This is a genomic window from Streptomyces sp. NPDC001568, assembly GCF_042893755.1.
In the GTDB taxonomy this organism is placed as follows: domain Bacteria; phylum Actinomycetota; class Actinomycetes; order Streptomycetales; family Streptomycetaceae; genus Streptomyces.
The window spans coordinates 89,613-115,482 of record NZ_JBIAVF010000018.1 but is presented as its reverse complement, the minus strand read 5'-3'; the positions used below and the strand labels follow the sequence as shown (position 1 = coordinate 115,482).

Genomic DNA, 25,870 nt, shown 5'->3' with positions numbered 1-25,870 from the left:
GATGTCCATCTCCCTCCCCTTTCCCTTCCCCGCCGGAGAGAGCCGGTCGGACGGTCTGCCGCTCCTGCGCGTCGACGCGGCCGCCGACCCGGTGGACTGGATCGGGCGGCAGCGCGACGTGCTGCGCGCCGCCCTGGTCGAACACGGCGCCGCCATGGTCCGCGGCCTCGGCCTGCGCGACCCGGCGGCCCTCGGCATGATCCTCCACCGGCTCGGTGCCTCACCCGTGACGGAGAAGGAAGCCTTCGCACCCCGTCAGAACTACGTCGACGGTGTCTACTCCTCGGCGACGTGGCCCGCCAATCAGCCGATGTGCATGCACCACGAGCTCAGCTACGCGCTGACGTTCCCGTCCCTCCTCCTGTTCGCCTGCCTCGGCGCCCCCACCACCGGCGGCGCGACGGCCGTGGCCGACTCGGCAGCCGTACTCGACGCGCTGCCGCCCGCCGTCTCCGGGCGCTTCGCCCGCGAAGGCTGGTTGCTGACCCGCAGCTACGGCAACGACATCGGGGCCTCGGCCGCCGAGGCGTTCGGCACCGACGACCGTGACGGGATCGAGAGCTACTGCCGGGCCAACGCGATCGCCTTCGCCTGGCAGCCCGACGGCACGCTGCACACCCGGCAGCGACGGAGCGCCGTCCTGAGCCACCCGGTCACGGGCCGGCGATGCTGGTTCAACCAAATCGCGTTCCTGAACGAGTGGACCATCGACCCCGAGATACGCGAGTACCTCCTCGCCGAGTACGGCGCCGACGGCCTGCCGTTCAACACCTTCCACGGCAACGGCGACCCCCTCTCCCCCGAGACCGTCCAACTCATCAACACCGTCTACGAGGCCCACACGGTCCGCCGCCCCTGGCAGACCGGAGACCTCCTGCTCGTGGACAACCTCCGTACCGCCCACAGCCGCGAGGCCTTCCAAGGACCCCGTGAGGTGATCGTGGCCATGGGCGAGCCCCTGCGCCCGAACGACTGCTCCCCCACCATCGAGGTGACCGTCCCATGACCACCACCGACTCGACCACGACGAACGCCCATGGCGCCGGACTCCGGGTACCGCCCTTCGCGGTGATCTCCGGGTCCCAGGTCCACCGCGTCCTCCTGGGGCGCGAGAAGCAGATCGTGCGGGTGGTCCGGGACACCTACCGGCTGCACGGCGCCGGTCTGACGGTCAACCCCCCGTCCTCCTTCCTCCGGTTCCCGGACCGCCCCTCGGCACGCATCATCGCGTTGCCCGCCTCCATCGGCGGATCCGTTCCGGTCGACGGGCTGAAGTGGATCTCCAGCTTCCCGGAGAACGTGGCGTCCGACATCCCTCGGGCCTCGGCCGTCCTGATCCTCAACGATCCCGCCACCGGCTACCCGTTCGCCTGTCTGGAAAGTTCTGTCATCAGCGCCAGCAGAACCGCCGCTTCCGCGGTGTTGGCGGCCGACCGGCTCAGCCGTGGCCGACCCCGACCGGCCAGGGTCGGGTTCATCGGAGCGGGATTGATCGCCCGCTACATCCACACCTTCCTGACAGGCACGGGATGGACCTTCGACGAACTCGGCGTGCACGACCTCTCCCCCACCAGCGCGTCCGGATTCCGGATGTATCTGGAGCAGTCGGGGGCCACCGGCCGCATCACCGTTCACAAGTGCGCGGAGGATCTGGTGCGGGCCAGTGACCTCGTGGTCTTCGCCACCGTCGCCGGCAGGCCCCACGTGAATGACCCGTCCTGGTTCGGCCACCATCCGCTCGTCCTGCACGTCTCGTTGCGTGACCTCGCCCCCCAGGTCCTGCTCGCGTCGACCAACATCGTCGACGACATCGACCACTGCCTCAGGGCCGGGACTTCACCGCACCTCACGGAACGGCTCACCGGCAACCGCCGTTTCCTCGCCGGCACCCTTGACGACGTCATGGCCGGACGGATCACCGTACCGACGGACCGGACCACGGTGTTCTCACCGTTCGGCCTCGGCGTCCTCGATCTGGCCGTCGGCCAGTACGTGTACGACGAGGTGGTCAGGTCCGGCGAACTGCGGATCATCGACGACTTCTTCCACGACCTGCGCCGGTACGGGTGAACACCGGCGCCGTGCGGCCGTGGCCGGCTGTCCGGTCACCGGGACGCCCAGCCGTGCTTCCGGACCTGAGGAGACCATCGTGCGTGTCATATCCGTTCCCCACGAATTCAACGAAGAGGAACTCTTCATCGACCTTCGGGCGTCTCTCGGTTGCCCGCTCTTCCTCAAGTGCGAGGGATTCAACTTCGCCGGATCCGTCAAGCTGAAGGCCGCCACCGAGATGGTGGAGTCCGCCGAGCGGGACGGCACCATCACCCCGGACTCCGTCCTGGTGGAGTCCTCTTCCGGAAACCTCGGCGTCGCCCTGAGCGTGATCGCGGCCAGCAGGGGGTACCGGTTCGTCTGCGTGACGGACTCCCGCTGCAATCTGGCGACCCGGCTCATGATGGAGGCCCTGGGCAGCACCGTCCACGTCGTCACCGACCACGAGGCGGGCAGCAGTTTGCTCGCCGCCCGGCTCGAGTACGTCAAGGGCCTGTGCGAGGCCGACGACCGGTGTGTATGGCTCAGCCAATACACCAATCCGGCCAATTGGAAGGCGCACTACCGCAATACCGCTCCGGCCATCGCCCGGGGATTTCCCCAACTCGACGTGCTGTTCGTCGGGGCCGGTACCACCGGCACGCTCATGGGGTGCGCCCGTTACTTCAGCGACTGGCACCGCCCGGTCAAGATCATCGCAGTTGACAGCGCGGGCTCCGTGACCTTCGGCGGCGCACCGGGGCGGCGCATGATTCCCGGACTGGGCATGAGCGTCCCACCACCGCTCCTCGACGGGTCCCTGGTCGACGAGGCCGTACTCGTCGACGAAGAGGACACCATCCGCACCTGCCGGGCCCTCGCCCGGAGGGGCTTCCTCTTCGGCGGCTCGACCGGCACGGTCGTCAGCGGAGCGACGAAGTGGCTGGCACGCCACCCGGACACCGGCCTCACCGCGGTAGGCATCGCCCCTGACCTCGGCGAGCGCTACCTCGACACCTTGTACCAGGAGAACTGGGTACGAGCCCTGTACAACGACGACTTGACTCCTCCACCTACCTCACCACACCGGCCGGGCCTCGGCCTGCCCCTACGGACGACCTGACCGAACGAGTCGGTCATGACGTCCGGCGTTCATGGGGCCAGTTCACGCGCGTCCAGCGACATCCGCCAGAAGTTGCGACGGTGCACGGCATCCAGCTCCGCCTGGAGCGGCGACGGCGGAACGGTGAGGACCGGGCAGGCCGCGTGGGCGAGGCAGTAGCGGGCCACCGAGGGGCGGACGAACCGGCGGAACGGGGTGCGGTCGCCGGTTCCCACCACCAGGAGGTCTTCGGAGCGCCGAGCGGTGTCCACGAGGGCCGCGCCGGGTGTCGCCCGTACGGTGACGCCCGCGAGGGTGACACCGGGCTTCGCGCCGCCGAAGGCGCCGTCCAGCACCTCGCGCAGCCGCTCCACGACGGCGGCACGACAGGACGTCAGGGCCGTGACGTTGCAGGAGCCGCGGCCTCCGAGCTCGCCCCCGGGAGCCTGCCAGGCCATGACGACCCACAACTCGGCATCCCGCACCCGTGCCTCCGCGGCTGCCCGGTGCAGCGCGGACAGGCTTCCCGGGGTTCCACTCACGCCGACCACGACTCTGCGCACGGCCGCATTCCCTCTCTTCCAAGTCCCCCATGCGTACCTACGCCTCCATGAAAGGGCCGGGGCGACACGTGCGGCGGATTGCTGATGCCCTTTTGACGCGGCCCCCGCAACTCATGACGCGCTCCTGACGGCGCCGGGCCCCGCCATCGGCGATCCGTACGCGGTCGGGGCGCGGCCGTCAGGTCCAGCCGGCGTGGTGCGAAGCTCCCCCGGCCACTGCTGGACAGCGCCCACCGCGCCCCGCCGGCTCCGACCCGTATCCGCCGGAAGGAACGCGGTCGGTACGTGCCGGTGGCCCGGCATCCTCCGTCTCGGAGGATGCCGGGCCACCACGCTTGATCTCGCTCCCACACGAGTGCCGCGCCGATCGGCGCCCGCCCGGCTACTTGGGCATCAGGACGGTGTCGACGATGTAGACGTTGGCGTTGGCGGTCTTCACGTTGCCACAGACCACGTTCGAGGTGTCGTTGACCTTGTAGGCCTCGCCGGAGCCGGCGGTGGTGACCATGCCCTTCTGCAGGGTCTCGAAGGAGCCGTTCTCCAGCTGCTTCGGGGTGAGCTTCTGGCCGACGACGTGGTAGGTGAGGATCTTGGTCAGCGTCGCCTTGTCGGCCAGGACCTTGTCGAGGTCGGCCTTCGGGATCTTCGCGAAGGCATCGTTGGTCGGGGCGAAGACCGTGATGTCCTTGGCGTTGTTGAGGGTGTCGACCAGGCCGGCCTGCTTCACCGCGGCCACCAGGGTGGACAGGGCCGGGTTGTTGGAGGCCGCCGTGGCGACCGGGTCCTTGGCCATGCCGTCGAACGAGCCCGCCCCATCGGCGGGAACACCGGCACACGCGGCGCCGAACGGCTTGTCGCTCGTCATCGCGTCATCGGCGGGAGCGCTCTCGCCCGTCTTGGCGGCGTCGCCGGCGGTGGGGGTGGAGGAGGCCTTGGCGTCGCTGCCGGAGTCCGAGCAGGCGGCCAGCGAGAAGGGCAGCACCGCGGCGGCGGCAACGGCGAGGGCGGTACGGCGGATCCGCATGCTGTTCATGATTGTTCGCTCCTTGTATGGGTCGATCGGGGGTTCGTCACATGGTTGGTGGTCCTGCCGGCTCGGCCACGGGGAGGCCGGTCCGGTGGTTCAGGAGACGGTGGCGAAGACGCTGTGCCAGCCGCTCGCCCCGTCGGGGATGGTCCGGGCCCGCTGCTCGCTCTGCACCGTCCCGGTGCCGTCGGTGGCGCGGACGGTGATCGTGTGTCCGCCCGGGGTGGCCTGCCAGCGGTAGGACCACTGGCGCCAGGTGTCGACGCCCGCCTGGTTCGCGAGGTCGGCGTCCTGCCAGGGACCGTCGTCGACACGGACCTCGACGCGGGTGATGCCCCGACGCTGGGCCCAGGCGACGCCGGCGACGGTCACGGTTCCGGCGGCGGGGCGGGAGAACGGTTTGGGGGTGTCGATGCGCGACTGGGTCTTGATCGGCGCCTTGCGCGCCCACTTGCGCTTGACCCAGTAGGGGTCGTAGGCATCGAAGGTGGTGAGCTCGATGTCCTCGATCCACTTGCACGCCGAGACGTAGCCGTAGAGACCGGGTACGAGCATGCGGACGGGGAAGCCGTGGTCGAAGGGCAGCGGTTCGCCGTTCATGCCGACGGCGAGCATGGCGTCGCGTCCGTCCATGACGTCCTCGACCGGGGAGCCGAGCGTCATGCCGTCCACGGAGCGGGCGACCAACTGGTCCGCGCGGCCGCCCTTCGACGGGGCCTTCACCCCGCACTCGGCAAGGAGATCGGCCAGGCGTACGCCGAGCCATCGGGCATTGCCGAGGTAGGGGCCGCCGACTTCGTTGGATACGCAGGTCAGGGTGATGTCGCGTTCGATCAGCGGGCGGGACAGGAGCTGCTCGAGGGTGTAGGTGCGGGGCCGTGCGACGCCCTTGCCGTGGATCCGAAGCCGCCAGGTGGCGGCGTCGACGCGGGGTACGACCAAGGCGGTGTCGACACGGTAGAAGTCCCGGTTCGGCGTGGTGAACGGGCTGATGTCGGGCACTCGGAGTTGGACGCCGACAGGTAGCTCGGGGGCGGGTGACGCCGGGGCGGGCAGGGTGAGGGCGTTGCGGGAGGCGACGGCGCCCTGGCCCCGCTGCCCGGACAGGACCCGTCCCAGCACGCCGGCCGCGGTTGCCGCGGCCGCTGTGGCGGTGGCGGCGGTGAGGAATCCGCGGCGGCTCCAGCCGCCCGCGGGGACCTCACCAGCCGTCGGCTCTGCGGTGGGGACGGCTTTGGCGGCCAGGAGGTAGAGGACCGCGGCGCCTGCCAGCGCCCCGACCGCGGAGGGCAGGACGTCCGCGATCCCGGCGCTGTCGGGACGGCTCAGGGCCGCGGCCCCGCCGATGATCCCGAACGCCAGTACACCGGCGGCCCCGGCCCTGCGGTACCGCAGGGCGAACATGCCCAGCGCCATCGCGAACAGGGCCAGCAGCACGAGGATGCCGAGCTGGAGGACGAACTTGTCGTTCTCCCCGAACGTGCGGATCGCGAAGTCCTTCACCGGGGCGGGGGTGCGATCGATGACCGCTCCGCCGACCACCGTCACCGGACCGGCCTCGGGCCGCACCAGGGCAGCGGTCAGCTCGGCCACCGCCAGCGCGGTGAAGCCGGCCAGCAGGCCGGACAGGGCCCCTAGAGAGGCCCGATTGAGGGTGGTGCGGAAGCTGCTCACACCTGGCATTCGGTGGCACCCACCCGGCGGATTGGTCCATCCCCCGAACGAATGAGTCCACCGTGCCGGGAGGGTTCAGGACTTGCGCGCGGGAGCGGCCCGTGCAAAAGGGTTGTCCGCGGCCGAGCGGGCGAGAGCCCGCTCCGGTGACGAAGTGTCCTCCCATCCGCACGTGCGTCCGCTCCGAAGAACAGTCGGAACATCCCTGGTTCCAGGACCGGACCGCTCCCGTGCCGACCCGGTGCCGCACCCCGCAGCGAAGGACTCGTATGCGATGGACACCCCGCCCCGGGCCGGGCACACCCGGCCGCCACTCGAGCCGGTCGCCGTGGCCGGAGACCGTCCTGGGAATCAGCCGGCCCCCTTCGGCCACGGCACTCCCGTCGGCCGCACCGGCCTCCTCGAGGTCGTGCGACCGGTCGCCCACGGCGACCAGCGGGCCTTCTCGCCCCTCCGACTCCGCGACCGCACGGGGGTGACCGCATGAACCGGCGCCACACCGATGTCCATACCCTGGCCGCCGCCTACGCACTGCACGCCCTCGACCCCGCGGACCGCGAGACCTTCAGCGGCCATCTGCCGCGCTGCGCCAACTGCCGTCAGGAGGTGGCCGAGTTCGAGGCCACCGCCGCACGGCTCGCCGCCGCCACGGCCCGCACCCCACCCGCCGCCATGAAGTCGCGCACGATGACCGCCATCGACGGCGTCCGGCAGCTCCCTCCACCGGTGCCGGCCACCGCCCCGGCCAAGCGGCTCGCCACCGTGCTCCGGCGCAAGGCCGGACCCCTCGCCCTCGCCGCCGGCCTGGCCGCCGCCGCGTCCTTCGCAGGTCTGGCCGCCTGGCAGCACCAGGAAGGCGAACAGTCCGCCGAGCGGGCCCGCCAGGTCGAACAGCAACTCGCCTCCGTCACCACCGTGCTTGCAGCTCCCGATGCCCGCGCCACCCACGGCAGGGCCACCAACGGGGCACTGACGACCGTCGTCACCTCCAAGCGGCGGAACCAGGCCGTCTTCACCGCCACCGGCCTGCCCACGCCTGCACCGGGCAAGACCTACCAGCTGTGGCTCGACATCGGAGGCACCATGCACCCGGCCGGATTCATCCACGCCAACGGCACCGTCCTCCTCAGCGGCGACCCCACCGACGCCACCGCGGTCGGCCTCACCCTCGAACCCGCTTCGGGCTCCCCCCGACCCACCGGCGCCCCCCTGCTGCTGATGACCCTGCCCGCCTGAAACACCCCGTACCCCGCCCCGGCCTTCGCGCCACCCGAGGGCGGGATGCTCCTGCGCGCACGGGGTTCGACGCCCAGGTCGCCCGGTGGGTGGCCCGTAGGCGGCCTGTATGCCGACAGCCGCGCCGAACCCGTCGGCGACAGCGGCGCGGCCGGGGTGCTCGGCAGCTGATGAGATGAGCCTCCTACGGGAGCCCGAGTCGCATCGCTCCCCCGGCAGTCGATCGCGTGGCGGTGGCGGCCAGGTAGGTGATCCGGAGCATGCCGGTGGTGGGCTCGCGGTCGACGAGCGCGTCGATGCCGTAGACCGACTTGATCACCTCCGGGGTCAACACGTCCTCCGGAACGCCGGCAGCGGCCACCTGTCCGCGATCGACGATGACGACGTGGTGGCAGTATCGGGCGGCGAGGTTGAGGTCGTGCAGGGCGATGACGCAGGTGACGTCGAGAGATACCAGCAGGTCGAGCAGTTCGAGCTGGTGGCGTATGTCGAGGTGGTTGGTGGGTTCGTCGAGCAGGATCTCCTGGGGTTCCTGGGCGAGGGCTCGCGCGAGCTGAGCACGCTGTTTCTCCCCTCCCGAGAGGGTGTGCCAGCTCCGGTGCTGTTCGTCGGTGATGTCGGTCCGCTCCAGCGCCGCGTCGACGATCCGTCGATCGTGCTCGGTCAACGCGTCGAAGCGGCCGCGAAACGGTGTGCGGCCCAGTTCCACGACCTGGCGGACGGTGACGTGGTGGTGGGCGGCCACGTCCTGTTCGACGACTGCGAGCCGTCGTGCCAGTACCCGACGGCTCAGGTCGTCCAGGCTGGTGTCGTCGTAGCGGATGGTTCCGGTGTCGGGACGGCGCAGTCCGGCGAGCAGGCGCAGGAGTGTCGACTTGCCCGAGCCGTTGGGGCCGAGGAGGCCTACGATCTTTCCTTCATGCGCCGCCATCTCGATGTTGTCCAGCAGCCGATGGCCCTTGACCGACCAGGAGAGTCGGGTGGCGGTGATGCGGCCCATCAGGACTCCAAACGCTTCAGGACCAGCGCGAAGGCGGGTGCGCCGAGAAGCGCGGTGATGACGCCGGCGGGTAGTTCGTGCGGTGAGAACGCCGTCCGTGCGAACACGTCCACCCAAATGAGGAAGATGGCGCCGACGATCGCGGACATGGGGAGCAGGGAGCGGTGCGTCGGGCCCGCCAGGATGCGGACGGCATGGGGGACGAGCAGGCCGATGAAGCCGATCGCGCCGGAGGCCGCCACGGCCGCCGCCGTGATGACCGAGGTCAGCACCATCAGCCGGACGCGGGCGGCGGTGACGTTGATTCCCAGGGCGGCGGCGGAGTCCGACCCGAACGTGAAGGCGTCGAGGGCGGGCGCGAAGAACTGCACGGCGACCACCCCGATCAGGATGATCACGACGCTCACGGTCACCCCCTCCCACCGGGCGCCCCCGAGGGTGCCGAGCAGCCAATAGGTGAACCCGCGTGTGGAGTTGGCGTCCCCGCTGACCATGAGGATGACGGAGGTGACCGCGGCGAAGAACTGGGACACGAGCACGCCGGTGAGCACCACCCGGGAAGGACTGGCGACGCGGCCACCGCCGAGCAGGGCCATCAGCAGGCCGAAGGAGACCAGGCCGCCGACGAAAGCCCCGGTCGAGAGGGAGACGCTTCCGCCGATGCCCAGGAGGAGCACGGCGACCGCGCCGGTGGAGGCGCCGGAGGAGACTCCCAGCAGGTAGGGGTCGGCCAGGGGATTCCGGGTGACCGCTTGCAGGACGGTGCCCGAGACCGCCAAGGCCATGCCGACAGCGGCGGCCAGCAACACCCGCGGGAAGCGCGACTCCCAGATCAGGGCGTCGATCAACCCTGGCAGTGGCGGGGTGGGGGCGATACCGCCCAGACCGATGTGCCGCAGAATCGTGGAGACGACATCGAGGGGATGGATGTTCGCGCTCCCGAACAATGACGCGGCGACGACCGACGCCGGCAAGCCGACCACGGCCAGGGCGAAGAGAGCCACCGTCGAGGTGCGCCGCGGGCGCACCGTGGCCTTTTCACGGCCGGTGATCGGGTTTCCGGTGGCCGTGGCTGTCCTGTTTGGATTCGACGTCATGGTGGTTGCAGCTCACCCGAGCTTGTTGAGGCCGTCGACCAGCGCGGGGACCACGGATGCGCTGCCGTAGCCGGGATCCATGTGCGTGCCGGGGATGGAGATGAACCGGTCGCCCTTCACCGCGTCGAGCTTGCTGGTGAGGGGGTCCTTCTTGAGCAGGTCGATCTTCTCCTCGGCGGTGTCGTTGGGCTCGCCCCGGGTCAGGTCGGCCAGGATGATGACATCGGGGTTCCGGGCGGCGACCTGGTCCCAGCTGACCTCGGCCCACTTGGTCTTCGCGTCGGCGAAGATGTTCTGGACACCGACGCGTTCCGAGATGTGCTGCGGCAGACCACCGGGACCCGCTGCCCACGGAGTGCCCTCGTAGGTGGAGTAGAACCACATCACCTTCAGCGGAGTGTCCCGCTTCTCGACGGCGCCCACCGCCTTGTCCACCACGGCCCGCTGATCGGCGGCCAGTTTCTCTCCGGCGGCGGGCACGCCCATGATCCTGCCCAGCCGGCGGTACTCCTCGTACATCATCTCGAAGTTCGCGCCCGCCACGCTCTCGTGGGACGAGCAGTCGAACTCGGTCAGGTAGGTGGGGACACCCAGATCGTGCAGTTGCTTCCGGTCGCCGGACTGCTCCGCGGTGAACATGCTCGCGAAGGAGCCGTAGACGAAGTCCGGCTGTGCTTCGAGCAGCTTCTCGTGCTTGATCTCCTGCCCGGGGGCGGACAGGAGCGGAATCTTCTTGTACTGCTCGGCGATCGCGTCCGGCGTCTTTTCGATCTCGTAGCCCGATCCGGCGATCCGGTCGGCCACCCCCAGGTGGATGAGGACCTCGGCGGCCGTCTGGTTCAGCGTGACGACCTTCTTCGGGGCTGCCTTGTAGGCGACATCGATGCCGCAGTTCTTGATGCTGAACGGGTAGGTCGTCGCGCTCGTGCCCGTCGTCGTTTCCTGCCCCTTGGCATCGGAAGGTCCGCGGCCGGAACACCCCGCGACCGCGAACACCATCAACCCCGTAACTACTATGGTAATCGTTTTCGTTTTCATTAGTGGCACGATATCACCTCGTCCGTGACGACAGAAGGCCCCGGTGGCTCAGCCGGACGGATGACGGATCCCTCCGAAAGAGCCTCCACAGGCGGGTAGTTCGATGCGTCCCGGGCGGCTCGCCATGGCACGGCGGAACACCGCGCCGCCGTATGACGCCGGAACGGGCGGTAGGTCTCGCCCGACGCAGCTGCGGGCGCGGGTCGACAGGAGGGCGCGGCCCGGGCGGGACCGAGCACGGCGCCTCGCGACCGCCGGTCGCGAGGCGCCGCGTACACCGATGCGAGCGACTGCCGGCGGGCGTTACCGCAGCATCGAGGCCAGCCTGTGGACGACCTGCTCGTCGTACAGGCCGTTGGCCGCCATCCAGTCGTCGTTGAACACGGTGTCCAGGTACTTGTCGCCGCCGTCGCAGACCAGCACGACGATGGTGGCTTCGGACCCGGCGCTCTGCGCCTGCTCCAACGCCTTGTAGACCACGCCGCCCGCCGAACCTCCGATCAGGATGCCGAAGTTCCTCGCCAGGTACCGGCAGGTCTCGAATGCCTCAGAGTCGCCGGCCTTGACCCCCTGGTCGAACAGTTCGTAGTCGACGACGCCGCCGATCTCCGAGCCTTCGGGGGTACCGGTGCCGGATTGGTGGTAGGGCGCGCCCTTCCCGCCGAAGACGACGGACCCCACCGGCTCGACGCCGATGATGCGCAGGTCCGGTATGCGTTCCCGCAGGACGCGGCCGGTGCCGCAGAGCGAACCACCGGTGCCCACGGCCCCGTACAGGTAGTGGATGTCGTCGCCCAGGTCGTCGTGGAGCTCGAGGGCCAGTGGTCGGTAGCCGTTGGGGTTGCCCTGGTTGCGGTGTTGCGCGGTCCAGTAGGCGCCGTGCTCGGCTGCGAGTCGCTCGGCCACGGTGTCACGTTCGGCGGTGGCGAGCCCGTCGGCTTCCCCGGCGACGTTGAGTATGTCGGCGCCGTAGGCGAGCATGCCGCGCAGTTTGTCCGTACTGGAGTGGTTGTCCACCACGGCGGTGAACTTGTATCCGCGTTCGGCGGCTATGAGCGCCAGGCCGAGGCCGGTGTTGCCGGAGGTGGACTCGACCAGCCACCCACCAGGGGTGAGCATCCCCGCCGCCTCCGCCTCGTCCACCATGTTCCTGGCCATCCGGATCTTGGCGGTGCCCGTCGGGTTGTACTGCTCCATCTTCAGCAGGACGGTTGCCGAGCCGTCCCTGACTGCCAGCTTCACAAGAGGAGTCCGTCCGATCAGGTCGGACACCTTGTTCTTGATCATGAGATGCCTTTCGCGCAGATCTCCGCCAAACGCCGAACGAAGACGTCGTTCTCTTCGGGGGTCGACAGGGAGGCTCGGATGTAGTTCTCGTATCCCGGCTCGCGCCACGCCTTGACGATGATTCCGGCGCGGTGCAGCTCCTGGGCGACCCGGTCGGAGCGGCAACCGGTGTCGATGAAGAGGAAGTTGGTCGAGGACGGGACCACGCGCAGTCCGGCGGCGCGCAGCCGGTCGGTGACCCTGGCGATCTCCAGGCCGGTCCGGCGGACCGTGTCCGCCAGGTGCGTGTGGTCACCCAGGGCGGCAACGGCCGCGTCCTGGGCCGGTTTGTTGACGTTGTACGGGGTGCGGACCCGGTCCAGTGCCTGGATCAGGGCGGCATCGGAGGCGACGCCGTACCCCACCCGGAAGCCCGCCAGGCCGTAGGCCTTGGAGAAGGTCCGCAGTACGATCCACGGCCGGTCCAGCTCCCTCAGGGTCTCCAGCCCGTCGGGATACTCCGGGTTGGGCCGGGCGAACTCGCCGTACGCCTCGTCGAGCACCAGCAGGGACGACTCCGGGATGTCGGCCACGACACGCCGCAACTGGCCGGCGCCGAGCATCGCACCGGTGGGATTGCACGGGTTGGCGAGGAAGACCAGTTTCGGGCCTGCGGCCAGCGCCTCGCGCCAGGCGGTCGCGTCGAACCCGAACTCGACGGTGACCGGAACCTTTTCCACCCGGGCACCCATGACACGGGGGAAGATCTCGTGGAGGCTGAACCCGGGCGCCTGGGTGACCACCAGGTCACCGGGATCGAGCACGGCCCGGCACAGCAGCTCCAGGATGTTCTCCGAGCCGTTGCCGAGCACCACGCGCTCGCCGGAGACGTCCAGTGCTTTCCCGATGGCCTCGATCAGCCTCTTCCCGGTGGGGTCGGGATAGCGCGAGACGCCGTCGGCCAGCCCCCGCCGTACGGCTTCGGCCACTGCGGGAGAGACGCCGAACGGGCTCTCGTTGTTGGAGAGTTTGATGACGCTGCGGACGCCGCTGAGCGCAGCCACCTCGTCGGCGCCGGCGCCGGGATCGTAGCGGGGCAGGCCCGCCACCTCGCTGCGTATCAAGGAGGCGGATGCGGCTGGTGCGAGGACGTGGTTCATGACGACTCCGGTTCCGGGACGGGTGCGCCGGCCGTCGCTCGGCCGAGCCGATCGACGCGGCGCAGGAAGGCGACCAGCAGGATGGTGGCGGTGGCCGCGAGACCGATGGTCTGGCCGATCCAGACACCCTTGACGCCTTGGCCGACGGTCACCCCGAGGAGGTAGCCGGCGGGCAGCCCGATCAGCCAGTACCCGACGAGGGAGATCCGCAGCGGTCCGGCGGTGTCGCCGATGCCGCGCAGGATGCCGTTGCCGATGTTCTGGGTGGCGTCGAAGACCTGCATGAGGGCGGCGATCAGCAGTCCCGTCACGGTCAGTGCGACGATGTCCGAGTTGCCGGCGTGCTCGGCCGGGATGAAGAAGGACACGATCGGGTTCGGGACCGCCACGTACACCACGGCGACCACCAGCGTCGCGATCACGCCCCAGGCCGCGCCGAGGAGCCCCGTTCTGCGCGCTGTCGCCCAGTCGTTGCCGCCGGCGGCCTCGCTGATGTGGATCGACGCCGCGTGCGACAGCCCGGCGGAGATCATGAAGACGATGTAGACGATCTGGTTGAGCACCGTCTGCGCCGCCAGGGCCTCGACGCCGAGGGAGCCGACGATCAGGGTGAGCACGCTGAAGAAGCCGGCTTCGGAGGCGTAGGTTGCCGAGATCGGCAGGCCGAGGCGCCAGACGGACCGGACCGCGTCCCCGTCCCAGCGCCGCGCGTCGGGCGAGGTGAGGAACGGGCGCAGGATGTTGTCGCGCAGGATCACCACCATGAACGCCAGGAAGGACAGCAGGAACACCGTGACGGTGGCGATGGCGACCCCGACGAATCCGAATGCGGGCAGGCCGAACTTGCCGTGGATCAATGCGTAGTTCAGGGCGATGGTCACGCCGACCGAGGCCACCGTGATGGCCAACAGCGGCCCGGGCCGCTTGAGGCCGGTGGTGAAGTGCCGCAGGTTCTGGAACCACAGGCAGGGCAGCATGCCCGGCGCCATGACCACCAGGAACTCTCCTGCCTTGGCGACCACCGTCGGGTCCTGACCCAGCAGGACGAGCAGCGGGCCGATCAACAGCAGCAGCGCGCAGAACACCACACCGCAGACGGTCGCCCAGAAGAATCCGGCGAACAGCAACGCGCCGATCCTTTGCCGGTCGCCCCGCACCCGCGCCTCGGCCACCAGGTTGCTGACCCCGGTGACCATGCCCGTCCCGGTGGTGCGCAACTGGTTGAACAGCGCGATGGCCAGTCCGGCGGAGGCGATCTCGACCGCGCCGAGCCTGCCGAGCATCACGATGTCCACCGTGGTCAGCGCCACATGGGCGAGGTTGGTCAGGATCAACGGAAGCGCGAGCTTGAGCAGCGTCCGCGAGTTGGTGACCCACCACCCGACGCCGGTGCCGGTCGTCTCAGTCCTGTTGGTCCTGTCGGTCGTGTCGGTCCTGTCGGTGCTCACCAGAAGTTGACCTTTTCCCCGCGCCCGCCCGACAGCGCGAGATCCGCCACGTACCGGCCCAGCGCGGCATCGGTGACCGCCATGCCGCTGTTGTATGCGAAGACCACGTCGTCCGGATGGCGGCGGGCAGGTGCCCGGCCGAGCAGGACGTCCGGCAACTCGGCGTCCACCGACGGCAGGCGGCCGTCCTCGCCGCGCAGGTCGTCGCAGGTGGCGTGCATCTGGGCGGTGTCGGTGGCGATGCGGTAGTCCGCGCCGTGACACACGTCGGCGTGTACGCCGTACCCGAGCAGCACGCCGACCGAGCCCGGCTTCATCCACTCGCGCCGGACCTCCTGGGTGACGGACAGGCCGGCGGCGCCGATCACGATGTCCGCCCCGCCCGCCGCCTCCCGGAGATCCCCCACGATCTCGACCTCGCGGCCGGCGACGCTGTCCTGGACGGCACGCAAGCCCTCGGGGTAGGTGCCGAACACCTGCAACCGCTCCAGCTGCGGCATGGCCGCGACCAGCATCGGCAGCGCCGTCCGCCCCTGGACGCCGGTGCCGACGACCAGGGCGCTCCGCGCGTCGGGGCAGGCCGCGCGGGCGAACAGCGCGGTGGTGGCCGAGGACCGCAACGGCCCGAGTTTCACCACGTCCATCAGCGCGATGGGGGCCCCGGTGGTGTCGTCGACGAGGAAGACGAACGAATGGAACCGGTAGGCGTCCCGGGTGCGGCGCGGGTCGAACTCGTGGACGGCCTTGAAGCAGACGGTGCCGCTGCCCGCGTCCCTGGCCACCATCGAATAGCTCAGTGAGCGGTGCTCTGGGTCATCGATGATCGTCTTGACCGGGTTGTTCGAGCCGCCTTCGCGCAAGGCGCGGTACGCCCGTTCGACGACCTCGATCACCTTCCGGTGGTCGAGGTCCAGCCCTTCCTGGTGCGATTGCGGCAACAGCCACAACTGCCCGGTTGGGGCGTAGCTCTGTGACATTCGAGGCTTCTCCTTCGTTCGAGGTTGCATACGGGGGCGCATCAGATTCCGTCCAGTCGCCAGCGCGGCGGGCCCCCGCCCTCGCCGAGGCGCAGGACCGCCTTCAGCGGCAGGGCGGCGTCATGGAACGGTGATTCGTTGGAGTCCATCTGGTAGCCGGCGGTGTTGAGGTAGACCAAGTGGTCACCACGCCGCACGGGCCGCGGGAAGCCGATCTTCCGCCAGGTCACCAGGTCGTTCTCCAGGCAGGTCGAGCCCGCGACGCAGGCCGGGAAGATCTCGTCGGCGACGGGTCGGGCGGACAACAGCACCGGGTCGGGGAGGTAGTCACTGTTGAACCACTGTTCGGAGAGACTGAAGCTGTTGCCCGCGACGGTGACGATCGCGTACCCGTCGGTCCCCCGTCGGTCGTCGACCTGCTGTACGCGGTACATGGTGAATCCGGCCTGGTCCAACAGGGCCCGGCCGGGCTCGACGACGAACCGGATGCCGTGGCGCCGCGCCTTCACGGACAGGCTCTCGTCGCCGTCGACCGGGTGCGCCAGGATCGCGCGCACGGCCTGGGCCGCGGACTGCCCGCCGTACGGATAGAAGTCTTTGAAGTCCTTGGCCGCGTGGTAGTGGGCCGGCTCGTTCTGGTCGATGAACGCGTCCCAGAGCCGGGACTCGACGTAGCGGACCGGCAACCCGCCCCCGATGTCGACCAGTTCCGCGGAGGGCGAGCCGCGCCGCCTGGCATCGAGGCAGTGCTCGATCATCTCGTTCGCCGCCATCGCGCGCTCCGCGGTGGAGTAGCCGTTCAGGTGGAAGGAGAATCCGCGGAGGCCGACATGGGCGGCGAGTTCCGCGCACAGACCGACAGCGGCCTTCCGCTCAGCGGCGGACAACCCGAACCGGCTTCCCGGTTGGCCGGCCGTCCGGGACCGCAGCAGCACCCTGACCTGCCGCCGCGCGAGCCGCGCGGTCGCTGCCAAGCGACGCAGTTCACTGACCGAATCGACGGCGACCAGACAGTCGTGCTGTACGGCGAGGGCATGCAGCCTGTCGTCCTTCTCCGGGCCGGATATGCCGATCCGATGTCCGGGCACTCCCCCGGCCAGGGCCTTCACCAGTTCGGGCGTGCCGGCGACGTCGATGCCGACACCGAGTGCGGCGGCAGACGTGATGTAACAGTCGGCCTTGTTCGCCTTCTTGGCGAACAGGATGTCGGCAGGGACACCCGACTCGGCGAACGCCTGCCCGAGTCCGACGACGTTCTCCTCGAAGACCTCGGGCAGCACGATGTGCAGCGGTGATCCCAAGCCGTCCAAGAGGTCGGCCAGCAGGGAGCGGTGATCCGCCAGGAGCGAGGAAACCGTGGGATGCCGGAGTGCGGTGAGCGCGAACGGCCGGACTCCGGCCGTCCGGGGCTCCAGCACCGGTTGCGAGGTAAGCACCCCGTACTTCTATACGATGATGATAGTCATTTTCAATACGGGCATCGAAAAGGCGGGCTCGGGCTGAGAGCAAAAGTGCAGGAAGAGTATGAATCGGGCATCTGTTGCGGCGGATCCGTCGAGTGAAAGGTGAGCTGTTCGACGTAGGGCGCGATCCCTTCGGCCCTGGGGGTAAGCCGGTCCGTGTTTCCCGGCGGTTCCGCGCTGATTCCCACGAATGCCGGGTACGTTCGCTGACGCGTCGCCCGCTGTGGGCGATCAACGATGAGGAGGCGCCATGACCGTCACTCCCCGCGACAAGGACAAGGCGCTCGTCGAAGCCTTCAAGTCCATGGACAAGGACGAGACCGGCACCATCACGGAGCTCGAGCTCCGCCACCTCCTCGTCGACGAGGCGGACATGACCGCTCTCGAGGTGGAAGAGATCATCACCAAGGCACAGGTCTCCTCGTCCAAGGAGATCTCCTTCGCCACCTTCGTCGAACTCGCCGTGACCGACTACCCGCTCACGCCCCAGTAGGGTCCGGACCCCGGGGCCGCCGGAATCCGCGACGGTCGACCCCGGCAAGGTCGTGGCCCGCAGAACGCGATCCGGCCGGTACCGGCATGGGCGGCCTTCTCCTGGTCGATGACGGGGCGTTCCGGGGTCCCGGTGTCAGGGGGCGTGGGGGCTGACGCGGATGAGCATGAGTGCGGTGTCGTCGACGGCATGGCCGCCGGAGTGGGCGGAGGCTTCCCCGGAGAGGTGAGCCAGGGTTTGCCCGGCGTCGGCGCCGTGGGTTGCGGCCAAGGCTCGGGCGAGGCGCTCTTCCCCGAAGCGGGGGCCTCGGTGGTGGTCGCGGGCGTCGGTGATGCCATCGGTGTACAGGAGGAGGGCGTCGCCGGGGCCGAGGCGGAAGACGGTCTCCGTACGGTCGTGGTCGGGGGGAAGGAGGGGGTGCAGGAGCATGCCGGATGCGGTGAGTTCCTCCACGGTGCCGTCGGCGCGGCGGATGAGTGCGGGCGGGTGACCGGCGCTCGCGTAGCGGCCGCGTACGCCGTGGCCGTCGGAGTCGGGGCGGAAGACCAACAGGGCGGCGGTCAGGAAGCGTTCACTGACCTTCTGCTCGGTCATGGCTTCGTGGAGGCGGTGCAGGACGGTGGCCGCGCTCGTGTGCTGGGTGGCTTCCGCCCGGACGGTGTAGCGGGCGAGCGCGGTGACCTTCGCGGCGTCGATGCCCTTGCCGCACACGTCGCCCATCACCGCGCACCAGCTTCGCCCTCGGGTGCGGAACAGGTCGTAGAAGTCGCCGACGACATCGACGCCGGTCCCGCCGGTGATGTCGGCGGGCAGGTAGACGGCGGCGACGTCGAGGTCGGCCGTGTCCGGGAGGCGGGGCGGCAGGAGACTGTCCTGGAGGGTGCGGGCGAGGGCGGCCGAGGCGTCGCCCGAGGCGCGGGCCCGGCGCAGGGCTTGGCGCAGGGCGATCTCGGACGACACCGAGCGGGCCAGCGTCTGCAAGGCCTGGGATTGGGCGGGGGCGAAGGGGCGGGGGTTCTCGTCGACGACGCAGAACCCGCCCAGGACGTGTCCCTCCGGGGAGACGACCGGGTACCCGGCCCATGCCCCGATCCCGAGGGCGGCGACGGCGGCGAGGTCCTTGATGCGGGGGTCGGTGGCGGCGTCCTCGGCGATCAATTCCCTACCGGTGCCGATGAGGATGTGGCAGGGACTGTCGCGGATGTCGTTCTCCCGCGCCCCTGACGGATCGAGGCCGATCGCGGCCTTCCAGAAGGAGCGCCGGCCGTCGGCCACGGTGAAGAAGGCCTTCTGCGCGCCGGTGATCGCCAACGCGAGCTGCGCCAGATCGTCGAAGGTCCCCTCCGACGGAGTGTCCAGGAGCCCCGTATCGGCCACCGCCGCCAGCCGGGCCGGGTCCAGCACCGCCCCGGGAAGCTCGCCCGCGAGCCGAGCGCTCTCCAACACCATCACGAACCGTCCCCCTGACCTCGCCGGCACCACGCCCGACGTGTACCGGGTGTCGAGTGACCTGACAGGGAGAGTAGAGGATGTGGGGCGACACCACTCCAGCGGTCACGGCGGACATGCCCGCGGGGTGTGTGGGGGGGGGGGGCCCCCCCGGGGGGGGGCCCCCCCCCCCCACACACCCCGCGGTGCTCAGGCTCCGCCGTCAGCGCTTGAAGGCGTCCTTCACGTTCTCCTTGGCCTGACGGGCGTCGCCCTTGACCTGGTCGGCACGACCCTCGGCCGTGAGGCGCTCGTTGCCGACGACGCGGCCGGCGGCCTCCTTGACCTTGCCCTTGGCCTGCTCGGTCTTCGCCTGGGTCTTCTCGTCAGCCGACACAACCATCACTCCTCGCAATAGGAACTCGCCTTGCCTCCACTCGCCTGTCCACGAACAGGAACATGAAACGGGGGAACCACCGATCCAGCGGGCAATGCCCCCGATCGGGCGGGGAACTCGACTTCCCACCTGCGCCGATATGAAACAGGTAAGTTCCGCGCGCATGGTTTGTCAGGCTCCGGACAGAAGGCGTCTCGGAGGTAATAAACATGGTTCCCCTGCTTCTCGTTCTTCTGCTCGCCCTGATTCTCTTCGGTGCCGGATTCGCGGTGAAGATCCTCTGGTGGGTCGCCATCGCCGTCCTGGTGCTGTGGTTGGTCGGCTTCGTCGCCCGTCCCAAGGGGGGTAGCGGCCGCTGGTACCGCTGGTAGTCGGGCTCACCGGCCCGTTGTCGTGGGCCCCTCTCGGCCGAGAGGGGCCCACGGTCATGTCCGGATCTCGCCCGTCACAGCCTGGATTTTCGGGGCATCCGCGCCATGGCGGGGGTGGTGGCCGTGACGCAGTCGGGAACCGGCTACCTCCAACGGATCGGCAGCCACTCCCGCTCGTCCCCTCAAGAAGATCGATCCACGGAGAGTGGAGGAAACCTTTCCGGGCAGTCGAGCCCTTGACGGTGCCGCGCTTCCGGATTCTTCAGGTTCTTCAGGACCACATCGGAAAGAGGCACTGAAATCGATGAAGGAGTAATTGGATATGACTGAGAACGTGTGGGGCTACCGCGACACCGCCGGCCACCTGGCCGGTGCCGATCTGACGGGCTACAAGGTCGAAGCCACGGACGGCTCCATCGGCAAGGTCGACAAGCACTCCGAGGACATCGGCTCCGCCTACATCGTGGTCGACACCGGCCCCTGGATCTTCGGCAAGGAGATCCTCCTCCCGGCCGGCGCGGTCAGCCGCGTCGAACCGGACGAGCAGAAGATCTACGTCGACCGGACCAAGGAACAGATCAAGGCCGCTCCCGAGTTCGACAGGGACATCCACCTCGGCAACGAGGACTACCACCGCCAGGTCGGCGGCTACTACGACCGGCCGCACGACGTCTGACGGGCACCTCGCGGGGACCCGCGGGCATCCGGGCCGGGGCGGCAACCACACGGTTGCCGCCCCGGCCCGTTCCGCCGTGCCGAACGTTCCTGGCGCCGTCCCCGGCCGGGCCCCCTCCCCGACCGGGCCGCCGTCCGCTGCCGGTCGATCCGCCCGCACACCGGGCCTCCCCCGCGGTCTCGGGCGCGGGCGCGTGCCCCCACCGAGTGCTCCGGGTGGGAAACCGTGCCTCCGGAAGGCGTTCAGCGTTCGGTGCGGCGGGCGAGCAGGACCGAGTCCTCGGCTTCGACCGGGCCGCCGTCCCGCTGGAGCGTGCGGACCAGCTGTTCCACGACGACGGGCTCGAAGTCGTCCGGCAGGCCGGGAAGGAGATCCGCGGCCAGGAACATCGCTTTGCGGTGGCTCGCCGAGAGCTGCGTGAACACAGGGGACGGTGCGTGGCCGACGACCAGGAGCAGCCCACCGGGGGCAACGGCCGTGGCGAGCCGGCGGGTCACCTCGACCATGCCACCGTCCGGGGCGTGCAGGTAGTGGCTGGTGACCAGATCGTAGGAACGGTCACCGGCATCGAAGGTTCGGGCATCGGCCTGCCACCAGTCGACGCGATCGGCCACGCCGACCTCCTCGGTATGACGGGCGGCGCGGCCGAGCCCCTCGGCAGAGAAGTCGGCCCCCGTCACGCGCCACCCCTGGCCGGCCAGCCAGACGACGTCGCCGCCCTCGCCGCATCCGACGTCGAGCGCGGTCCCCGGCGTCAGACGAGCGGCGGCGGCGACCAGCTGCGGGTTGGGTTCGCCGCTCCAGAACCGCTCCTGTCCCGCGTACCGCTCGTCCCAGCCGGCCGGCTCGAACATCGTGTCCGCCGCCTGCTCGTCGTGCCCGGCCCCTCGGCCGTGGCCGTCGTTTTCCGTCATGGGAAGCCTCCTGATGCTCGGGATGCCCTGTCGAACCACGGGTCATCCGACCCGTCCCCGGGCGGGAGGGCGCGCTGCCGATGATGCACGGGCCAGTGCCACGGGACCTACGGAAGTTGCCGGAACGGCAACGGCCGGACGGCTCGCGCGCTGACGACCGCACCGGACGGGGAGGAGATCGGACGGACGGCGGACCGGACCCTCCCGCTGGTCGGCGACACGGCCGCGCCTCGGCCCGCGCGGCCGGCGTGAGCCCCGGCGGACGTCCTGCGTTGCCCGCTCCTGGGTTCCCGGCCGGTGCGTCGTCTCGCATACGGTCACTCCATGACCGATGAAGGCGTAGTCGTGGATGAGGCGATCCGTGCGGCGTGGGACTCGTACCGCGTCCTGGAGAAACGGACCCCTGCCGAGCAGCGCCGGGAGGCGCTGCAGCGGGTCGAGGCCGCCGTGGACGCGTACGGGCGCGAGGAGGTGTCCCGGGGCACCGTCTTCCTGGTGGGCGTGCTGACCGGGTACCTGATCGCCGAACAAGCCGGTGGCGGGAACCGGCTGGATCCTCTCAGCGATCTGATCCCCGCCGTGATCCGCAGACTCCCCACGTTCGAAACGGCGGACCCGACTCAGGTGCCGATGATCACCGGCGTCCTCATGGCAGCCGCGATGGGCATGGACACCGTGGCGTGGCGCGACCGGTACGGACCGGTTCCGCCGGAGGAAGCCCGGGGGCACGGCTTCGTGTTGTGGTTGCTCGCCGACCTGTTCGATTCCCTGATCGGGCGGCCCGGAGCCATCGACCGGATGATGCGGGAGACCCTTGACTCCATGGCGTCCGAACACCGCTGACCCGGGACGTGGGTCGGGCCTCCGTCGTCAGACCCGGGAGTACGGGCCTTCGGTGGCCATGGTGTTCTGCATGGCCGTGAGCCTGCGGACGAAGAGGACGGCGAGCGCCCCGGCCACGACCATGGTGAGGTCGGAGACGATCCCGAGGGCGCCCGCGTCGCTCAGTGCCGCAACGGTCTCGGCCCTGATGTACAGCCGATCGGAGACGCGGCCCAGGGAGACCCCGAGGATCCAGAACGTCCACCACGCCGTCAGCAGTGCGGCGGACGCCTGCCGTTCGGAGCCGTCGGGCGCCCGCTGAGTGCTGGCCCTCCAGGTCTGCCGGGCGACCCGGAAGGGCAGGAACAGATTGCCCACCGGGATGAACCAGCCGCCGATGGCCCAGCCGTTGCTCAGGGTGAAGGCATCCGGACGGAAGATCCCGCCGTTGACGCGCACCCGGTGGAACCACACGATAAAGACGACGATCGAGGGGGCCATCGAGAGCAGCTTGAGCAACCCGGCGATGATGGTGAACCCGTTGGACAGGCTGAGTTCGAGGTCGTCGAAGAGGGTGTCCCCTGCGAAACCCCGCAGCCACGACTGCTCGTACACGCCGGAGGCGGCCGAGGCGAGGTGCGCCACGACCGCGGTGCCCAGCAGCCAGGTCAGAGCGGTCGCGAGTCCTTGCGGGGAACGCAGCACGCCCTGAGGTGCCGGAGCCTGATGGACGGGACCGGCCGGGTAGGGGTGGCCCTGGTACGGGCCCGGCTGCGGGGCCGGGTACGGGGCCGGGCCGTTCTGCGGGTACGGCGGCTGCTGCTGCGGAGGCGGCGGTGGTGAGCCGGGCGCGCTGAAGGACATGACGGTGGACCCCCCGTGGAAAAGGACGACATGCGGACGGCCCCCGCCGGGTGGGCGGGGGCCTCCGAGAAGATACGCAGACCCGTCGCCCTGAGTCCAGAAGGTTTCAGCAGGTCAGGGCGTGTGGGATCCGGATGATCCGGGAACAGCTCCCCGACCCCGCCGCGCAGGGTGCACCGCGTCCTCGTCGTCACATCCGTGATCGGCTTTTCGTCACCCGACCGGCTCATCAGGACCTACAGTGTGCGCGTGACCGAGCAGAATCCCGAACTCATCGCCGGCCGGTACCAGCTCGTCGAACGCATCGGCCAGGGCGGTATGGGCCGGGTCTGGCGTGGCCTCGACCAGCAGCTCTTCGGGCGCGAGGTCGCCGTCAAGGAGATCCTCTTCCCGCCGGGGATGGACGACGGCGACCGCGCCTCGCTGCTGCGGCGGTTCACCGGCGAGGCCCGGGCAGCCGTCACTCTCAGCCACCCCGGGATCATCACCATCCACGATGTCGTGGAGCACCACGGATCCCCCGTCATCGTCATGGAGCTGATCCGCGGGGAATCCCTCGCCGCCGCCATCCGCAGCCGGGGCCGACTGCCCGTGCAACGCGTGGCAGAGATCGGCGCGGCCGTGCTCGACGCCTTGGCCGAGGCGCACTCGGCGCGCATCATCCACCGCGACATCAAGCCGGACAACGTGCTCCTGGCCAAGGACCGCGTCGTCCTCACCGACTTCGGCATCGCCCACCTCGCCGATGCCACGACCAAGCTGAGCCACAGCGGGATCGTCATCGGGACGCCCCAGTACATGCCTCCGGAGCAACTGGAGGGCAAGCGCCCGACTCCCGCCAACGACCTGTGGGCGCTCGGCGCCACCCTCTACCACGCCGTCGAGGGTCACCCGCCGTTCACCGCGGAGGGGCTGCACGCCCTCGCCGTGGCCGTCTTCACCCGCCCGCACCAGCCTCCGGTCCACGCGGGCCCGCTGGCGCCCGTACTGGAGGCGCTCCTCACCAAGGATCCCGCGCAGCGCGTGGGCGCGGCGGAAGCGGCGCGGATGCTGGCGTCGGTGCTGCGTCCCTCAGGGCCCCGAGCGGACGCGTCCACCGGGCACGGACCGGGTGGAGGAGGGGAAGCAGGGCCGGTGCCCACGCGGGATTCGACGGTGCCGACGCCTCCGGTCGCGGACGGATCGGCGGGGTCCGATTCCGCTCCGGTCGCGGAACGATCAGCGGGGTCCGATTCCGCTCCGAGCAAGCCGGAGCATGAGGCGCCGGGAACGCCCGCGCGACGGACGGCCACGGTCCTGGATTCCGGCTCCGCAGCCGACGTCCCGCGGCGTCCCGTGCCCGACCGGCCGTCCGACCCTCCCGTCCCCGTACCGGTGCCCGTGCCTCCGGCAGGGGATCCCGTCACGCTCGGGGTGCCGGCCACGGAGCACGATCACGGCAGCCGTACATCCGTCCGTCGACGAGCCCTCACCCGGCGCTCCGTGGTGCTGGGCGCGGCCCTGGCCACCCTCGCCGCCGGTTCCGTCCTGACCTGGACCCTCACCGGGGACGAGGATGCGCCCCGAGGTGGCGGGGCCGCCGGCGACGGCAAGGCGGGCTCTTCCGTCACGGTGGTGCTCGGCGTGGACGCCCCACTCAGCGGTGGCATGTCCGCGATGGGGATCGGCATCAAGAACTCCGCCGAACTCGCGGTCAGGACCGCCAACGAGACCGGGCACGTCCCCGGCGTGACCTTCGAGATCAAGGCCTTGGACGACGCCGCCGATCCCGCCAAGGGCGCAGCGAACGCCGCCCTGTTCGTGGCGGACGAAAAGGTGCTCGGCGTCGTCGGCCCCTTCAACTCGGCCGTCGCCCAGAGCCTGGTGCCCCCGCTCGCGCAGGCGAACATGGCCGTCGTCTCCCCGGCCAACACCAACCCCGTGCTGACGCTGGGGTCCGGCTGGGCCGCGGGCACCGCGTCCCGCCCCTACTCCACGTACTTCCGGACCGTCGCGACGGACGTCGACCAAGGGCCGATGGCCGCCCAGTACCTGCACGACAAGGCGAAGAGGACCAAGGTCTACGTGGTGGACGACACGAGCGCCCACGGGACCACCCTCACCAAGGGTTTCACCGCCGGGTTCACGAAGCTCGGCGGGACCGTCGTCGGCACCGAGCAGGTGCATCCCGCGGAAAGCAGCTTCGCGGGGCTCGCCGAGAGGGCACAGTCCTCGGGGGCCGACGCCGTCTACTTCGGCGGTTACCACGACACGGCAGGACGGCTCTCCCAGCAGCTCAAGCAGGCAGGTGTGACCGTGCCCCTGATGGGCGGCGACGGCATCTTCGACCAGCAGTACCTGACGGCGAACCCGAAGGCCGAGGGCGACCTCGCGACCAACATCGGCGCACCGGCCGAGGAGTCGGCGGCCGGGCAGGACTTCCTCGCCCGGTACCGGAATGCCGGCTACTCGGAGGCCGCCGGCTGGTACGGCCCCTACGCCTACGACGCGACCTGGAGCCTGATCGAGGCGGTGAAGTCCGTCGCGGCGGCCAACGGCGGCGCCCTTCCCACGGGCAGTCGGGCGAAACTTCCGCAGACGCTGGCCAGGCAGTCCTTCGACGGTGTCACGGGCCGCGTCGCCTTCGACGGGAACGGCGACACGGTCAACCGCCGGCTCACGGTGTACGCGGTGAAGAACGGCGCCTGGACCAAGGTGACGAGCGGTCCCGCCCCCCGGTGACGCGCGCCGACCCGCTCATGACAGGGCGCTGACCTTCTCCCACGCCCCGACGTGATCGTCCCGGGCCCCTGCCGGCAGGGGTGAGCCGGTTCGGGAGACAGC

General features: G+C 70.0%; 24 protein-coding genes. 9 read left to right on the top strand and 15 right to left on the bottom strand.

What is annotated here, in order from left to right; translation table 11 throughout:
• Window position 1: 1 nt before the first annotated feature.
• The 3 genes from ACFY0I_RS29700 to sbnA all read left to right on the top strand — a co-directional run bounded on the left by ACFY0I_RS29700 (window position 2) and on the right by sbnA (window position 3,154).
• On the top strand, window positions 2-1,006 hold the full coding sequence (locus ACFY0I_RS29700; protein ID WP_388901591.1) for a TauD/TfdA family dioxygenase: 1,005 nt from the start codon (window positions 2-4) through the stop codon (window positions 1,004-1,006).
• Window positions 1,003-2,070, top strand: coding sequence for a 2,3-diaminopropionate biosynthesis protein SbnB (gene sbnB, locus ACFY0I_RS29695; RefSeq protein ID WP_388901589.1), 1,068 nt, complete (start codon window positions 1,003-1,005; stop codon window positions 2,068-2,070). Before ACFY0I_RS29700 ends, sbnB begins: the two co-directional genes overlap by 4 nt.
• A 79-nt stretch (window positions 2,071-2,149) precedes the next feature.
• Window positions 2,150-3,154: a 2,3-diaminopropionate biosynthesis protein SbnA gene (gene sbnA / locus ACFY0I_RS29690; protein ID WP_388901587.1), complete on the top strand. Its 1,005-nt coding sequence runs from the start codon at window positions 2,150-2,152 to the stop codon at window positions 3,152-3,154.
• A 29-nt stretch (window positions 3,155-3,183) separates the two neighbouring features.
• Here the strand turns inward: sbnA and ACFY0I_RS29685 are convergent, their stop codons facing one another.
• The 3 genes from ACFY0I_RS29685 to ACFY0I_RS29675 all read right to left on the bottom strand — a co-directional run bounded on the left by ACFY0I_RS29685 (window position 3,184) and on the right by ACFY0I_RS29675 (window position 6,406).
• Complete coding sequence (locus ACFY0I_RS29685) at window positions 3,184-3,696, bottom strand: universal stress protein (protein ID WP_388901585.1); 513 nt, start codon at window positions 3,694-3,696, stop codon at window positions 3,184-3,186.
• Window positions 3,697-4,078: 382 nt separating this feature from the next.
• Window positions 4,079-4,729: a fasciclin domain-containing protein gene (locus ACFY0I_RS29680; protein ID WP_388901583.1), complete on the bottom strand. Its 651-nt coding sequence runs from the start codon at window positions 4,727-4,729 to the stop codon at window positions 4,079-4,081.
• A 90-nt stretch (window positions 4,730-4,819) separates the two neighbouring features.
• Window positions 4,820-6,406 (bottom strand): sulfite oxidase, encoded by a 1,587-nt coding sequence (locus ACFY0I_RS29675; RefSeq protein WP_388901582.1) that lies wholly within the window; start codon window positions 6,404-6,406, stop codon window positions 4,820-4,822.
• 474 nt (window positions 6,407-6,880) lie between these two features.
• Between ACFY0I_RS29675 and ACFY0I_RS29670 the strand changes: the two genes are divergently transcribed.
• Window positions 6,881-7,633, top strand: a complete 753-nt coding sequence (locus ACFY0I_RS29670) for an anti-sigma factor (RefSeq protein WP_388901581.1) — start codon at window positions 6,881-6,883, stop codon at window positions 7,631-7,633.
• A 184-nt stretch (window positions 7,634-7,817) separates the two neighbouring features.
• Here ACFY0I_RS29670 and ACFY0I_RS29665 read toward each other — a convergent pair whose 3' ends face one another.
• From ACFY0I_RS29665 to ACFY0I_RS29630, 8 genes are all read right to left on the bottom strand, one after another.
• Complete coding sequence (locus tag ACFY0I_RS29665; RefSeq protein ID WP_388901579.1) at window positions 7,818-8,633, bottom strand: ABC transporter ATP-binding protein; 816 nt, start codon at window positions 8,631-8,633, stop codon at window positions 7,818-7,820.
• On the bottom strand, window positions 8,633-9,661 hold the full coding sequence (locus tag ACFY0I_RS29660; protein ID WP_388901765.1) for a FecCD family ABC transporter permease: 1,029 nt from the start codon (window positions 9,659-9,661) through the stop codon (window positions 8,633-8,635). Before ACFY0I_RS29660 ends, ACFY0I_RS29665 begins: the two co-directional genes overlap by 1 nt.
• Before the next feature lie 81 nt (window positions 9,662-9,742).
• Entirely contained in the window at window positions 9,743-10,729 is a 987-nt protein-coding gene (locus ACFY0I_RS29655) for an ABC transporter substrate-binding protein (protein WP_388901763.1), read from the bottom strand.
• Between the two features lie 342 nt (window positions 10,730-11,071).
• Complete coding sequence (locus tag ACFY0I_RS29650) at window positions 11,072-12,055, bottom strand: PLP-dependent cysteine synthase family protein (RefSeq protein WP_388901577.1); 984 nt, start codon at window positions 12,053-12,055, stop codon at window positions 11,072-11,074.
• Window positions 12,052-13,194 (bottom strand): histidinol-phosphate transaminase, encoded by a 1,143-nt coding sequence (gene hisC, locus ACFY0I_RS29645; RefSeq protein WP_388901576.1) that lies wholly within the window; start codon window positions 13,192-13,194, stop codon window positions 12,052-12,054. The genes ACFY0I_RS29650 and hisC overlap by 4 nt, the downstream gene beginning before the upstream one ends.
• Window positions 13,191-14,642, bottom strand: coding sequence for an MATE family efflux transporter (locus ACFY0I_RS29640; protein WP_388901574.1), 1,452 nt, complete (start codon window positions 14,640-14,642; stop codon window positions 13,191-13,193). Before ACFY0I_RS29640 ends, hisC begins: the two co-directional genes overlap by 4 nt.
• Window positions 14,639-15,619: an ornithine cyclodeaminase gene (locus tag ACFY0I_RS29635; RefSeq protein WP_388901573.1), complete on the bottom strand. Its 981-nt coding sequence runs from the start codon at window positions 15,617-15,619 to the stop codon at window positions 14,639-14,641. The genes ACFY0I_RS29640 and ACFY0I_RS29635 overlap by 4 nt, the downstream gene beginning before the upstream one ends.
• A 41-nt stretch (window positions 15,620-15,660) precedes the next feature.
• The gene (locus ACFY0I_RS29630; protein WP_388901572.1) at window positions 15,661-17,055 is read right to left on the bottom strand and encodes an alanine racemase; all 1,395 of its coding nucleotides are present in this window, start codon (window positions 17,053-17,055) and stop codon (window positions 15,661-15,663) included.
• Between the two features lie 277 nt (window positions 17,056-17,332).
• Between ACFY0I_RS29630 and ACFY0I_RS29625 the strand changes: the two genes are divergently transcribed.
• Window positions 17,333-17,575, top strand: a complete 243-nt coding sequence (locus tag ACFY0I_RS29625) for an EF-hand domain-containing protein (protein WP_388901571.1) — start codon at window positions 17,333-17,335, stop codon at window positions 17,573-17,575.
• A gap of 135 nt (window positions 17,576-17,710) precedes the next feature.
• Here ACFY0I_RS29625 and ACFY0I_RS29620 read toward each other — a convergent pair whose 3' ends face one another.
• Both ACFY0I_RS29620 and ACFY0I_RS29615 read right to left on the bottom strand, forming a co-directional pair.
• Window positions 17,711-19,024, bottom strand: a complete 1,314-nt coding sequence (locus tag ACFY0I_RS29620; protein WP_388901570.1) for a PP2C family protein-serine/threonine phosphatase — start codon at window positions 19,022-19,024, stop codon at window positions 17,711-17,713.
• Window positions 19,025-19,226: 202 nt separating this feature from the next.
• Window positions 19,227-19,400, bottom strand: a complete 174-nt coding sequence (locus tag ACFY0I_RS29615) for a CsbD family protein (RefSeq protein ID WP_388901569.1) — start codon at window positions 19,398-19,400, stop codon at window positions 19,227-19,229.
• A 209-nt stretch (window positions 19,401-19,609) separates the two neighbouring features.
• Here ACFY0I_RS29615 and ACFY0I_RS29610 point away from each other — a divergent pair, with 209 nt between their 5' ends.
• Together ACFY0I_RS29610 and ACFY0I_RS29605 are read left to right on the top strand one after the other, a co-directional pair.
• Window positions 19,610-19,771, top strand: coding sequence for a hypothetical protein (locus ACFY0I_RS29610; RefSeq protein WP_053676175.1), 162 nt, complete (start codon window positions 19,610-19,612; stop codon window positions 19,769-19,771).
• A gap of 322 nt (window positions 19,772-20,093) precedes the next feature.
• Complete coding sequence (locus ACFY0I_RS29605) at window positions 20,094-20,447, top strand: PRC-barrel domain-containing protein (RefSeq protein ID WP_388901568.1); 354 nt, start codon at window positions 20,094-20,096, stop codon at window positions 20,445-20,447.
• Between the two features lie 242 nt (window positions 20,448-20,689).
• Here ACFY0I_RS29605 and ACFY0I_RS29600 read toward each other — a convergent pair whose 3' ends face one another.
• Window positions 20,690-21,361, bottom strand: a complete 672-nt coding sequence (locus tag ACFY0I_RS29600) for a class I SAM-dependent methyltransferase (protein WP_388901566.1) — start codon at window positions 21,359-21,361, stop codon at window positions 20,690-20,692.
• Between the two features lie 324 nt (window positions 21,362-21,685).
• On the opposite strand from ACFY0I_RS29600, the gene ACFY0I_RS29595 reads away from it, so the two are divergent.
• Window positions 21,686-22,204 (top strand): hypothetical protein, encoded by a 519-nt coding sequence (locus tag ACFY0I_RS29595; RefSeq protein WP_388901564.1) that lies wholly within the window; start codon window positions 21,686-21,688, stop codon window positions 22,202-22,204.
• Window positions 22,205-22,231: 27 nt separating this feature from the next.
• On the opposite strand, the gene ACFY0I_RS29590 is transcribed toward ACFY0I_RS29595, so the two are convergent.
• A complete protein-coding gene (locus tag ACFY0I_RS29590; RefSeq protein ID WP_388901562.1) occupies window positions 22,232-23,047 on the bottom strand; it encodes a DUF4328 domain-containing protein in 816 nt (271 codons plus the stop codon).
• Window positions 23,048-23,296: 249 nt separating this feature from the next.
• Here ACFY0I_RS29590 and ACFY0I_RS29585 point away from each other — a divergent pair, with 249 nt between their 5' ends.
• On the top strand, window positions 23,297-25,768 hold the full coding sequence (locus tag ACFY0I_RS29585) for an ABC transporter substrate-binding protein (RefSeq protein WP_388901561.1): 2,472 nt from the start codon (window positions 23,297-23,299) through the stop codon (window positions 25,766-25,768).
• Window positions 25,769-25,870 lie beyond the last annotated feature (102 nt).

What these genes read in the sequence shown, in the direction of transcription:
- ACFY0I_RS29700 (WP_388901591.1), top strand. Translation starts at nt 2, where the DNA reads ATGTCCATCTCCCTCCCCTTTCCCTTCCCCGCCGGAGAGAGCCGGTCG.
- sbnB (WP_388901589.1), top strand. Translation starts at nt 1,003, where the DNA reads ATGACCACCACCGACTCGACCACGACGAACGCCCATGGCGCCGGACTC.
- ACFY0I_RS29680 (WP_388901583.1), bottom strand. Translation starts at nt 4,729, where the DNA reads ATGAACAGCATGCGGATCCGCCGTACCGCCCTCGCCGTTGCCGCCGCC.
- ACFY0I_RS29675 (WP_388901582.1), bottom strand. Translation starts at nt 6,406, where the DNA reads ATGCCAGGTGTGAGCAGCTTCCGCACCACCCTCAATCGGGCCTCTCTA.
- ACFY0I_RS29670 (WP_388901581.1), top strand. Translation starts at nt 6,881, where the DNA reads ATGAACCGGCGCCACACCGATGTCCATACCCTGGCCGCCGCCTACGCA.
- ACFY0I_RS29665 (WP_388901579.1), bottom strand. Translation starts at nt 8,633, where the DNA reads ATGGGCCGCATCACCGCCACCCGACTCTCCTGGTCGGTCAAGGGCCAT.
- ACFY0I_RS29655 (WP_388901763.1), bottom strand. Translation starts at nt 10,729, where the DNA reads ATGGTGTTCGCGGTCGCGGGGTGTTCCGGCCGCGGACCTTCCGATGCC.
- ACFY0I_RS29650 (WP_388901577.1), bottom strand. Translation starts at nt 12,055, where the DNA reads ATGATCAAGAACAAGGTGTCCGACCTGATCGGACGGACTCCTCTTGTG.
- hisC (WP_388901576.1), bottom strand. Translation starts at nt 13,194, where the DNA reads ATGAACCACGTCCTCGCACCAGCCGCATCCGCCTCCTTGATACGCAGC.
- ACFY0I_RS29635 (WP_388901573.1), bottom strand. Translation starts at nt 15,619, where the DNA reads ATGTCACAGAGCTACGCCCCAACCGGGCAGTTGTGGCTGTTGCCGCAA.
- ACFY0I_RS29625 (WP_388901571.1), top strand. Translation starts at nt 17,333, where the DNA reads ATGACCGTCACTCCCCGCGACAAGGACAAGGCGCTCGTCGAAGCCTTC.
- ACFY0I_RS29620 (WP_388901570.1), bottom strand. Translation starts at nt 19,024, where the DNA reads ATGGTGTTGGAGAGCGCTCGGCTCGCGGGCGAGCTTCCCGGGGCGGTG.
- ACFY0I_RS29610 (WP_053676175.1), top strand. Translation starts at nt 19,610, where the DNA reads ATGGTTCCCCTGCTTCTCGTTCTTCTGCTCGCCCTGATTCTCTTCGGT.
- ACFY0I_RS29605 (WP_388901568.1), top strand. Translation starts at nt 20,094, where the DNA reads ATGACTGAGAACGTGTGGGGCTACCGCGACACCGCCGGCCACCTGGCC.
- ACFY0I_RS29600 (WP_388901566.1), bottom strand. Translation starts at nt 21,361, where the DNA reads ATGACGGAAAACGACGGCCACGGCCGAGGGGCCGGGCACGACGAGCAG.
- ACFY0I_RS29595 (WP_388901564.1), top strand. Translation starts at nt 21,686, where the DNA reads ATGACCGATGAAGGCGTAGTCGTGGATGAGGCGATCCGTGCGGCGTGG.
- ACFY0I_RS29590 (WP_388901562.1), bottom strand. Translation starts at nt 23,047, where the DNA reads ATGTCCTTCAGCGCGCCCGGCTCACCACCGCCGCCTCCGCAGCAGCAG.